Origin of the sequence: Bacillus swezeyi (assembly GCF_001969815.1) — a bacterium.
Taxonomy (GTDB): Bacteria; Bacillota; Bacilli; order Bacillales; family Bacillaceae; genus Bacillus; species Bacillus swezeyi.
In genome coordinates this window covers 195,653-205,930 of sequence record NZ_MRBK01000014.1, presented here as the reverse complement: position 1 = coordinate 205,930, position 10,278 = coordinate 195,653, and the positions used below count along the sequence as shown (strand labels likewise).

At 45.3% G+C, this 10,278-nt stretch carries 13 protein-coding genes; 10 read left to right on the top strand and 3 right to left on the bottom strand.

Going from position 1 to position 10,278, the window contains the following annotated elements:
• Positions 1-363: hypothetical protein (locus BTA30_RS14185; protein WP_204515372.1), on the top strand; the 363-nt coding region annotated here is incomplete at its 5' end.
• A 182-nt stretch (positions 364-545) separates the two neighbouring features.
• On the top strand, positions 546-725 hold the full coding sequence (locus tag BTA30_RS14180) for a hypothetical protein (protein ID WP_076761945.1): 180 nt from the start codon (positions 546-548) through the stop codon (positions 723-725).
• A gap of 83 nt (positions 726-808) precedes the next feature.
• Here BTA30_RS14180 and BTA30_RS14175 read toward each other — a convergent pair whose 3' ends face one another.
• Entirely contained in the window at positions 809-1,288 is a 480-nt protein-coding gene (locus BTA30_RS14175) for a helical membrane plugin domain-containing protein (RefSeq protein WP_076761944.1), read from the bottom strand.
• 21 nt (positions 1,289-1,309) lie between these two features.
• Positions 1,310-4,249 (bottom strand): formate dehydrogenase subunit alpha, encoded by a 2,940-nt coding sequence (gene fdhF, locus BTA30_RS14170; RefSeq protein ID WP_076761943.1) that lies wholly within the window; start codon positions 4,247-4,249, stop codon positions 1,310-1,312.
• 296 nt (positions 4,250-4,545) lie between these two features.
• On the opposite strand from fdhF, the gene BTA30_RS14165 reads away from it, so the two are divergent.
• From BTA30_RS14165 to BTA30_RS23425, 4 genes are all read left to right on the top strand, one after another.
• Entirely contained in the window at positions 4,546-4,911 is a 366-nt protein-coding gene (locus tag BTA30_RS14165; protein ID WP_076761942.1) for a Na-translocating system protein MpsC family protein, read from the top strand.
• A gap of 93 nt (positions 4,912-5,004) precedes the next feature.
• Positions 5,005-5,769 carry a GNAT family N-acetyltransferase gene (locus tag BTA30_RS14160; protein WP_076761941.1) on the top strand — a complete coding sequence of 255 codons (765 nt, stop codon included), beginning with the start codon at positions 5,005-5,007 and terminating at the stop codon, positions 5,767-5,769.
• A 142-nt stretch (positions 5,770-5,911) separates the two neighbouring features.
• Positions 5,912-6,643: an SGNH/GDSL hydrolase family protein gene (locus tag BTA30_RS14155; protein WP_076761940.1), complete on the top strand. Its 732-nt coding sequence runs from the start codon at positions 5,912-5,914 to the stop codon at positions 6,641-6,643.
• A 77-nt stretch (positions 6,644-6,720) separates the two neighbouring features.
• Positions 6,721-6,882, top strand: a complete 162-nt coding sequence (locus BTA30_RS23425; RefSeq protein WP_164470248.1) for a hypothetical protein — start codon at positions 6,721-6,723, stop codon at positions 6,880-6,882.
• A 111-nt stretch (positions 6,883-6,993) separates the two neighbouring features.
• On the opposite strand, the gene BTA30_RS14150 is transcribed toward BTA30_RS23425, so the two are convergent.
• On the bottom strand, positions 6,994-7,134 hold the full coding sequence (locus BTA30_RS14150) for a sporulation histidine kinase inhibitor Sda (RefSeq protein WP_006637642.1): 141 nt from the start codon (positions 7,132-7,134) through the stop codon (positions 6,994-6,996).
• Between the two features lie 365 nt (positions 7,135-7,499).
• Here BTA30_RS14150 and BTA30_RS14145 point away from each other — a divergent pair, with 365 nt between their 5' ends.
• From BTA30_RS14145 to yhbY, 4 genes are read left to right on the top strand one after another with little or no spacing between them, the layout of a single operon-like run.
• A complete protein-coding gene (locus BTA30_RS14145) occupies positions 7,500-8,018 on the top strand; it encodes a YqeG family HAD IIIA-type phosphatase (RefSeq protein WP_076761968.1) in 519 nt (172 codons plus the stop codon).
• Positions 8,019-8,021: 3 nt separating this feature from the next.
• On the top strand, positions 8,022-9,122 hold the full coding sequence (gene yqeH / locus BTA30_RS14140) for a ribosome biogenesis GTPase YqeH (protein WP_076761939.1): 1,101 nt from the start codon (positions 8,022-8,024) through the stop codon (positions 9,120-9,122).
• A gap of 19 nt (positions 9,123-9,141) precedes the next feature.
• Positions 9,142-9,972, top strand: a complete 831-nt coding sequence (aroE, locus tag BTA30_RS14135) for a shikimate dehydrogenase (RefSeq protein ID WP_076761938.1) — start codon at positions 9,142-9,144, stop codon at positions 9,970-9,972.
• A complete protein-coding gene (gene yhbY / locus BTA30_RS14130) occupies positions 9,972-10,262 on the top strand; it encodes a ribosome assembly RNA-binding protein YhbY (protein WP_076761937.1) in 291 nt (96 codons plus the stop codon). The genes aroE and yhbY overlap by 1 nt, the downstream gene beginning before the upstream one ends.
• The last annotated feature ends 16 nt before the right edge of the window (positions 10,263-10,278 follow it).

The following is a 10,278-nucleotide window of genomic DNA, read 5'->3' as shown; positions in this document are numbered from 1 at the left end:
GTTATATTTTCTGTGTTGTTTATTTTCTTTCAATCTTGTTTGTATAAAATCTTTTTAGTCTTTTTTCAGTTTGATAAAACGATATCTTTTATGAGAAATTTTTCACATGTATTAAAAGGAACAATGCCGTTTGTGATTGTGTGTTTGATTTATGAATGGTTTCCGATCAAAGGCAATGCATTCGAGCTGTTAAATCAACCATTTATTAATGCGGTAAATGTCATTGTGACAAATGCCATATATGTTATTTTTCTGAAAAGGGACTTGGAAATAAGTGCAGGGAAGGCATTTATCATTGGATGTATGCTCGTTTTCTTTAATCTGCTGTTTATCACGATCAGCAAATTTTTTATATCATACTGAAAGCCGATCATTACCTCATGATCGGTTTTTTGTTTCCACCCATTCCACACCTTTTGCAACCGCTTCCAACTTTTGTTTATTTACAAAAGTTAACAGGTGCGCGATAATAAAGATGAGGGGGTGAGGGTGCCGGACGGTCAAGAAAAAGGGGTAAAAGTTATTAAAAAAGTCTGGCACGGCAGATGAAAAACAAACGCATTTTCATTCTTTCATTGATTGTGTTGAGCGTCATTATGATCGGAATTCAGGAAACATTTGCGAACCCGCTGACGACAAGTTTAATGATTTTAGTCCTTGTGACAACTGTTTTTCATATTTTAAAAGAATCGCTGAACAAACAGGATGAAACACACGGCAAATGAGGCGCTGGAAGCGGCAGACCGCTTTTATGACCAATAAGACAACCGGCTCAGGGCCATGAAAGGGTGAGCCGGTTGTCTTATTTTTATTCTTTCAGCGCTTTTCCCATGCCTTTTAAAAACTGAAGACCGAAACCGACGGCCCGATTGATGTCCGGGTCGTTCATGGCTTTCAGCAGATCAAGGACGCCGACTTTTTTATCGTCTTTTAAAAAGTCCTGTCCTTGTTTTGTACCGGCGATGATGCTTTCCAAGAGTTTGCCCATGACTTCGGGATCGGCTTTTGTGAGGGCCCCGCCGGCTGCGATCGCTGTATTGATCAAGTTTTTGGCGGGCTCCCGTGACAGCTGGCCGAGGGCGATTTTGGCGATGTCTTCTTTTGCCTGGACCATGCTGTCTGCGGCGTCAAGCACGCCAAGGCCGTTCAGTTCGGCGAGCAATTTCATCGTTTTTGAGACGGAGTCTTCATTCTCTGCTAAAAGCGCTTTTAGTTCTTCCAGCTTTTCAAGCTTGGTTTCCTCATCAGATTTGTTTTCCTTTTGGATGGCAGTAATCGGAGTGGCCATTGTGTAATTTCCTCCTTGCATTTAGTCTGTCAAATGGATGTATCCCGGCCGCCTCCATTTCCGTTCGACTTCAGCCCCGTTTTGCGGATGGCGTTTTTTGTTCCGCGGATTCGTTTTCGGCAGCGGCGGCGCTTCACAGGATCCGAGCACTTCCATACGCACTTTTGTCTGTTTATAAGCGGGCGTATTTGTGCGCGCATCGACCGCCGGGCCGGTTAAAAAGTTAATCGCTGACTCTTTGCTTATCGAATTCATCGGCAGGTACAGCTCATTTGACCGCACCCGATCTGTAATGAGCGCAGTTAGTTTAACGGCTCCAAACGGTGAGATGAGCCTGACAAGCGATCCGTCGCAGATTCCCCGTTCATTTGCAAGCTCTGGAGAAACCTCAACAAATACGTCAGGCACTTTCGCTTGGATTCCGGATGATTTATTGGTCAAATTGCCTTCGTGGAAATGCTCAAGCATCCGGCCGTTGTTGATATGAAGGTCGTATGCTTCAGGGAATTCGGCCGGCTCCGTCCAGTCTGCGAGCACAAAACGCGCTTTTAGATCAGGGAAGTTAAAACCGTCTTCATAGAGGAGCGGTGTGTGTTCTCCAGTTAAGCTGCCCCATAGAAAGCTGTTCCAGCCTTCAAGCACCTCATAGCTTGCTTTTCCGAATAGGGGAGAAAGGCTCGCCATTTCTGAGAAGATGTCCCCCGGATGATTGTAGTTCCAGTCTGCTCCTAAGCGATTGGCGATTTCCTGAATAATGCGCCAGTCAGGCTTTGAGTCTCCGAGCGCCGGAAGTGCCTGATACAGCCTTTGGACGCGGCGTTCTGTATTTGTAAAGGTTCCTTCTTTTTCAAGCGAAGGTGCCGCAGGCAAGACAACATCGGCGTACTGAGCTGTTCTGGAAAGAAATATATCCTGAACGATGAGAAAATCAAGTCCTGATAAAATATCATGGACACGGTTCGCGTTTGAATCGACAAGGGCCATATCTTCACCGACGATATACATCGCTTTCATATCGCCTTTTTCAATCGAATGAAGCATTTCGATATTATCGAGTCCCGGTGTACTGTCGATTGCCACGCCGTAAGCTTCTTCGAATTTTCTCCGCGCCTGATCATCGCTAATATGCTGATATCCCGGCAGCCAGCCCGGAAGCGTCCCCATATCGCATGCGCCTTGGACATTATTGTGGCCGCGGAGCGGGTATGCGCCTGCGCCTGGGCGTCGGTAGTTTCCGGTTGCTAAGAGCAGATTTGAAATCGCGGCCGACGTATCGGAACCGCCGGTATTTTGGGTGACACCCATTCCCCAGAGGATACAGGTGCCATCGGCGTCGCGGATCATTTCGGCGATGGCGATCAGCGTTTGTTTTTCAATGCCTGTCATGCTTTCTGCATATTCAAGTGTATAGGTTTCAAGGGATTGTTGATATTCTTCAAAGAAATTCACATTATTTTCAATAAAAGCTTGATCATGCCAGCCTTGATCGATCATATATTTTGTCACAGCCATTAGCCATACCTGGTCTGTTCCTTGCCGCGGCCTGATGAATAAATCTGAGCGCTCGGCCATCTCGTTTTTGCGAAGGTCGGCTACGATCAGCTTTTGTCCGTGAAGTTTATGAGCGCGCTTCACACGGGTTGCCAATACCGGATGCCCTTCGGCCGGATTGGCGCCGACGATGATCACAAGGCCGGCATTCGCGATATCTTTAATTGTCCCTGCATCACCGCCCATTCCGACCGTGCGGAACAGTCCGTCTGTTGCCGGAGACTGGCAATAGCGGGAGCAGTTGTCGACATTGTTTGTGCCAAATACTTGCCGGGCCAGCTTTTGCATCAAATAGTTTTCTTCATTTGTAATTTTCGAAGAAGAAATAAAGCCGACAGCATCTTTTCCGTACTGCTGACGAATTGAACCTAAACGCCGGGCGATGAAATCGAGCGCTTCTTCCCAAGTCGATTCGACAAATGTATCGTTTTTGCGGATCAGCGGCTTTGTAATCCGCTCTTCAGCGTTTACGAAATCCCATCCGAATTTCCCTTTCACACAAGTTGAGATGGCGTTGACGGGCGCCTCTGAAACAGGCTGAATCTTCAATATATCCCGGCCTTTCGTCCAAACTTCAAATGAACAGCCGACACCGCAAAAGGTACAGACGGTTTTTGTCTTTTTAGTGCGTTTTGATCGCATGGCCGCTTCTACTTCAGAAATCGCAAAAATGCTGCTGTAGCCCGGTTCCACGTCTTTGACTAGATCAATCATCGGTTCCATGACATCTGTTTTGATGCCTGTCAAAAAGCCCGCCTGGCCGAGCATTGATTTTTCCATTAAGGCGTTGCAAGGACAAACGGTGACGCATTGTCCGCAGCTGACACAAGAAGAGTCATTGATAGAAACGCCGTCATCCCAGATCACTCTGGGCCGTTCGCGTTCCCAGTCGATGGAGAGCGTCTCATTGACCTGCAGGTTTTGACAAACTTCAACGCATTGTCCGCAAGCTATACACTGGTTCGGGTCATAGCGGTAAAAAGGGTGTGACATGTCAACGGCAATAGAGGAATCTTCCTTCGGTGCATACGGGTATTTCTGCTCTTCAATCCCCATCATTTCCGCTGTATTATGCAGGGTGCAGTTGCCGTTATTGTTGTCGCAAACCGTGCAATAGAGCAAATGGTTTTCAAGAAGGCGGTCCATCGCTTCCTTCTGCGCTTCTTTCACCTGTTCCCCTGACAGATTGATAGACATTCCATTTTCTGCTTTGAGGGAGCAGGCTCGTTTTAATTTGCCGTCTGCTTCGACAATGCAGGTATCACAAGTTTGAATCGGATCTGTCTCAGGAACATGGCAGATCTGCGGATGTTCAATTCCGTTTTCATTCAAAATGTCCAAAATCGTTGCCCCGGCCTGCGCCTCAAATTCTGTGCCGTCTATTCGGACACTGATCGACTTTCCATCCATCTTTGTTTCCCTCCATCAATGTGTAGAAATCACAAAAAAGCCATGTACAGATATACCGGCCCCTTCCTGGATGACGGCATAAACATACATGGCGGAATAGTTCACTAGCAAGACTTACTAACAGACCAATCCTGTATTTTGATAATAGATAGATTCATAACACGGTTCTTATTACAAATCCATCAACTGGGTTTTATTATAAAGTGATATTTATTATAATTCAATAGAATAGGAAAATTTTAACCAAGTTAAGTGTTTGTGGGGACATACAGGGTTTTAGCGGAAGGGGTACAATGATGGCTAAAAAAATACACGAGTTTAATGATATGATTCGCAAGCTTCGAAAAGAGCTGTTTGGAAAAGGGCCGGAACGGATTCACACGGTATTTGTCGACAATATGGCGGTTTCGACGCTTTACGGCAACTTGACCGCAAGCGAGCAATTTATCGCAAGTACGCCGGAAGGGAAAGAAATGGTTCATGCGGCAAGGACGAGCCTGATTCAGAAGCACTATTCAAATCATGCGCCTGAGGGTATGGAACAGCTAGTCGGCGCCAAGCTGGAGCACCTATTTACAGACATTAAAATTCAAGAAGACATTGCCGTTTCTGTTTTTATATTTGATCACAACATAGATGGCGAAAATTGCGCAAACGGGTAAAGAACAGTTGAGAGCCCGGCAGAACACCATGTATGATCGAACACTCGAGCTCTACGCGCGCGGTTTTCTTTCAGATAGGAGGGAAAGAGACGGATGATACAACTGACACCGGCAGACATGTTAACAGCCAAACAAATGTTAACAGAGGGAAGTCCGACATTTTCTCATGCTTTAGCCGAAGGAATCATTCCCGGGAAAATTTTTGCCGACGATCCCGCTTACCCGCGTACAGCGCTTTTTCAAACCTCGTCAGGCATTTACTACCTCGCAGGGACGCTTCCTGACACCGGAGGGGACAAATGGCTTCATTATTTGAATGAGCAGAGGAATGGCGGGCGCTTTACCGTGTTTTCGGCTTCAGAAGATTGGGATGCTTTTTTAATAGGCGGATTGAAGGAGCCGCTAAAACAAATGAAGCGCACAACTTTTTCTTTTGCGGATGAACGCAGCAATCCGAGGGAAGAAATCGGTGTGAAGATCGAAATGTTTCATGAAGCCGACTGTAAGCAGAGTGTGCATTTCTCCGAAAAATATGCTGATGAATATTGGGGAGGAACCGCGAATTTTTTAAAGAACAGCTTCGGTTTTAAAGTGCTGCATGAAGGCAGGACGGTCAGCGAATGCGTCGCCATCTTCCGCTCGGAGCGTTTCGCTGAGGTTGACATCGCTACACATGCGGATTTCAGGGGGAAGGGATTTGCCGTGCACTGCGCCCGAGCATTCATCTCATATTGCAAAGACCATAAGCTGGAGCCGCGCTGGGATTGTGACCTTCACAACAAAGCGTCAATCCGCCTTGCAGAGAAATTGGGCTTCTGCCCTCTCAAAACCTATTCGCTGTTTGTCGGAAAACGGTGAACGAATGCGAATGTTTTTAAACGGAGGGGACAGGTTAAAGGCGTAGTATCATTCATTATCCGATTGGCCATAGAGAGCCCTCCCGTTGAAATCGCCGAATCTCTTCTATATGATCGTATTATTGGCTTTTGGAGGTGAAACGATGAAAAAAATGTTCGCAATGGTCCTCGTTATCTTGCTGCTTCTTTCTGGCTGCGGAAAGGACAGCACGCGAAAAATCGTTGCATTTGGCGACAGCAATACACGCGGTTCAAATTGGCAGTTTCGTGATTATCCAAAAGCGGAAAAATGGGTCAATTTACTTCAAACTTCACTTCGCGGAAAGTACAAAATAGACAATGCGGGAATTGGCGGAGAAACGACTGAAGATGCCAGGTTTCGTTTTAAGAAGGATGTGCTAGACAAGCGGCCGGCATATCTGTTTATCATGTTTGGAACGAATGATGCGGCAATTTTTGCAAAAGGGGTTCCGCGCGTATCAAAAAAAAGATTTAAAGAAAATCTTTTTTATTTCGTCAAAGAAAGCCGCCGCCATGGCATAGAGCCGGTTTTGATGACATGTCTTCCGCTCGTTGAAGGAAGCGGGAACAACATCTTTTATTATGCGAGATATCGGGCTGCTTCGTTTGAAAAATACGGAGGAGCGAGAAAGTGGCATGATTCCTATAATCAGGTCACAAGGGAAACGGCCCGCAAATTGGACGTAACACTTATTGACAACTGGAAAAACATTGTGAACAAGGCAGGCGGGGCAACGGATGAGAAATTGATCAAATCGGGGTTTATCGACCCATCGGGAAATCACTTAACCCCAAAAGGCGCTCATATTATATTTGAAGGAATTAATGAAAGCAAAGTCATAAAAACTTCTTGAGACACGGTCAACGGCCTAACCATTTTTCCTTTTTGTTCATAGGCTGTTACTATAACTGTCCAAAGGAGGAATGTGCGATGACCTGCGGATATCCTTTTCCTGCTGGTCCATGTTCTTATCGGCCTTATCCCGGATATTCAGGCGCAGCATACGGCTATGCTTTTATTGTCGTTCTTTTGGTCGTCCTGCTGGTTATCGGCGGGTTTTACTGGCTTAGTCCTTACGGATTCTTCAAATAGCACCTCTTTAGCCGGAGGTGTTTTTTCATGAAAACAGTAGTAAGCGTATTATTCAAGTGATATAATATCAACTTAAGTGAAAAAAGCGGCAGAACGCCCGGAAGTGCTTAACTACGAAGAGACTGAAAGCAGATGACCGAGCGACCTTCTTTTAATTTCAGTTTCAATCAGCTCGATGAATTCGCGGTTCAAATTCATCTCATTCGCTTTAATGTATGATTCTATTAAAAGTTCATCAGACAGCTTTCTCATACTTGGTACCCATTTAATGGGGAAGACACCTCCTCAAGAAAATTGGCATAACCTGTTTTGAACCTACATAGAATGTTAAGTTATATGATCTCTGTTTGAAGTACCTATAATCTATCATGAATATTGGGCAAGAACAATCGTTCTGTTATCCACACCAAAAAGTGGATAACTTGTGGGTATCATGTTTATAATTTAATAAAAGGTCGATGAAATAAGAGTGGATACTGTGTGTAATTTTATCCACACCTGTTGAAGAATCCTATTATATGTCGAAAACTTTTCGGACAGCCGATTTTTTAAGACACTTTTAGATTTGATTCGACACATTGAAAAAGAAGCAGTAAGTGAAAGGAAAGGTGCGGCTTGTGTTAAAAAAGTTTTTTCTGCCGGATGAATTTGTTAAAGATATTTTTCATATTACCCCTGAGAAGCTAAAAGAACGCAATGTAAAAGGGATTATTACGGATTTGGACAACACGCTTGTTGAGTGGGACAGGCCAAGCGCCACACCGCGTCTCATCGAGTGGTTTGAAGAGATGAAGGAGAATGGCATTAAAGTCACAATTGTCTCCAATAATAATGAAAAACGCGTCAAATTATTCTCTGAACCGCTTAATATCCCATTTATTTATAAAGCGAAAAAGCCGATGGGCAGAGCATTCAGGAAAGCCGTAAAAAATATGGGCCTTAAAAAAGAAGATGTCGTCGTCATTGGGGATCAGCTTATGACCGATGTTCTCGGAGGAAACCGCAATGGCTTTCACACGATTCTGGTTGTACCCGTGGCCGCTTCCGATGGCTTTTTTACGCGTTTTAACCGCCAGGTGGAACGAAGAATTCTCAGCGCATTAAAACGGAAAGGCCATATTCAGTGGGAGGAGTAAAAAATGGAAAAGGTAGTTTGCGTCGGATGCGGAGTCGCCATCCAAACCGAAATGAAAAATGAACTGGGGTACGCGCCTGAAGCATCTCTGCTGAAAGATGATGTGATTTGCCAGCGCTGCTTCAGACTGAAAAATTATAACGAAATCCAGGACGTCTCCCTGACGGATGATGATTTTTTGAAAATCCTACACGGCATCGGGGAAACGGATTCGCTTATCGTCAAAATCGTCGACATCTTTGATTTTAACGGAAGCTGGATTAACGGATTAAACCGTTTTGTCGGAGGAAATCCGATCTTATTAATAGGAAACAAAGCAGATATACTTCCGAAATCAGTCAAACGCGAGCGTCTCGTTCATTGGATGAAACGCGAGGCAAAAGAACTTGGTTTAAAGCCTGTTGATGTCTTGCTTGTCAGCGCAGGGCGCGGACAGGGAATGAAAGAAGCGATCGAAGCGATAGAGCATTACAGACAGGGCAAAGACGTCTATGTGGTCGGATGCACGAATGTTGGAAAATCAACGTTTATCAACCGGATTATTAAAGAGGTATCAGGGGAAGAGGATATCATCACAACATCCCAGTATCCGGGGACAACCCTTGACGCGATTGAGATCCCTCTTGATGACGGTTCATCGATGTATGATACCCCGGGAATCATCAACCATCATCAGATGGCCCATTATGTCGCTAAACGCGATTTGAAAATATTGACGCCGAAAAAGGAGCTGAAGCCCCGCACTTTTCAGTTGAATGAAGAACAGACGCTGTTCTTCGGCGGGCTGTCCAGGTTTGATTTTGTATCTGGAGAGAGGTCTTCGTTTGTGTCCTATATGCCCAATGAATTAAACATTCACAGAACAAAGCTTGACAATGCGGATCAGCTTTATGAAAAACATGCGGGAGACATGCTGGCGCCTCCTGCCAAAGAGGACCTTGAAGCGTTTCCGGAGCTTGTCAGACACACATTTACGATCAGGGAGCCGAAAACGGATGTGGTGTTCTCAGGATTGGGATGGGTGACTGTCCAGGGTGCGAATCAAAAAATTGTCGCTCACGCTCCAAAAGGTGTCCACGTGTTTTTGCGCAGATCTTTAATATAAAAGCTAAGGGGAGAGGGTTATGAAACCGATATATGGGCTGATTGGAAATCCTGTTGCGCATTCCATGTCTCCAGACATCCATAATGCGGCTTTACAAGATCTTTCTTTAGATGGGTATTATCATGCTTTCCATGTTGAAAACGCCGATCTTGAAGATGCGGTGAAAGGAATGCGGGCGCTTGGTGTTCAAGGATTTAATGTGACGGTTCCCCATAAAGTATCGATCATGAAATACCTTGACCGCATTGATGACAGCGCAAAAGCGCTCGGAGCGGTAAACACTGTCAGACGAGAAAAAGAAGAGTTTGTCGGATATAATACAGATGGAGAAGGGTTTTTAAAATCACTGGAACAATCTCTCGATAAGCCGGTTCGCGAGCTCTCGCTTCTGATTATCGGGGCCGGCGGCGCAGCGCGGGCCATTTTTACAACACTTGCGTCAAAGCTGCCGAACCGGCTTGATGTGGCTAATCGCACGCCTGAAAAAGCAGAAGCGTTCGTCAAGCTTTTTGAAGGAGAGGCGAAAACGCTGACTTTGCAAGAAGCGGAAACGAATCTGTCAGCGTATGATGTAGTGATTCAAACGACTTCGGTCGGCATGCACCCGAACGTCGATGCTGCCCCGCTTTCTTTAGTGCAGGCAAAAGAGACTTGTCTTGTTTGTGATATTATCTACAATCCGCTAAAGACCGCTTTGTTAAAAGAGGCTGAGGCAAAAGGCTTGAAAATACTGGACGGAGTCGGAATGTTCATCGGTCAGGCGGCACTATCCTTTGAGCTGTGGACCGGACATGAACCGAATATGGAAAAAATGAAATCAATCGTTTTGCGAAAATTAGGAGGAAAATAATGTTAACAGGAAAACAAAAACGCCATTTACGGCGGGAAGCGCATCACCTGTCACCGATTTTTCAAGTCGGAAAAGGCGGAGTCAACGATAATATGGTAAAACAAATCAGTGAAGCGCTTGAAGCCAGAGAACTGATTAAGGTCAGCGTGCTGCAAAATTGCGAGCAGCCCAAAGATGAAGTGGCGGAAGCTTTAGCAAACGGAGCGGGCGCCGAGCTGGTGCAGACGATCGGAAATATCATTGTGCTGTATAAGGAGTCAAAAGAAAATAAACAAATTGAACTTCCTTAAGGCTTTAAAAGGTGGT

What these genes read in the sequence shown, in the direction of transcription:
- BTA30_RS14180 (WP_076761945.1), top strand. Translation starts at nt 546, where the DNA reads ATGAAAAACAAACGCATTTTCATTCTTTCATTGATTGTGTTGAGCGTC.
- BTA30_RS14175 (WP_076761944.1), bottom strand. Translation starts at nt 1,288, where the DNA reads ATGGCCACTCCGATTACTGCCATCCAAAAGGAAAACAAATCTGATGAG.
- fdhF (WP_076761943.1), bottom strand. Translation starts at nt 4,249, where the DNA reads ATGGATGGAAAGTCGATCAGTGTCCGAATAGACGGCACAGAATTTGAG.
- BTA30_RS14165 (WP_076761942.1), top strand. Translation starts at nt 4,546, where the DNA reads ATGGCTAAAAAAATACACGAGTTTAATGATATGATTCGCAAGCTTCGA.
- BTA30_RS14160 (WP_076761941.1), top strand. Translation starts at nt 5,005, where the DNA reads ATGATACAACTGACACCGGCAGACATGTTAACAGCCAAACAAATGTTA.
- BTA30_RS14155 (WP_076761940.1), top strand. Translation starts at nt 5,912, where the DNA reads ATGAAAAAAATGTTCGCAATGGTCCTCGTTATCTTGCTGCTTCTTTCT.
- BTA30_RS23425 (WP_164470248.1), top strand. Translation starts at nt 6,721, where the DNA reads ATGACCTGCGGATATCCTTTTCCTGCTGGTCCATGTTCTTATCGGCCT.
- BTA30_RS14150 (WP_006637642.1), bottom strand. Translation starts at nt 7,134, where the DNA reads ATGAGAAAGCTGTCTGATGAACTTTTAATAGAATCATACATTAAAGCG.
- yqeH (WP_076761939.1), top strand. Translation starts at nt 8,022, where the DNA reads ATGGAAAAGGTAGTTTGCGTCGGATGCGGAGTCGCCATCCAAACCGAA.
- aroE (WP_076761938.1), top strand. Translation starts at nt 9,142, where the DNA reads ATGAAACCGATATATGGGCTGATTGGAAATCCTGTTGCGCATTCCATG.
- yhbY (WP_076761937.1), top strand. Translation starts at nt 9,972, where the DNA reads ATGTTAACAGGAAAACAAAAACGCCATTTACGGCGGGAAGCGCATCAC.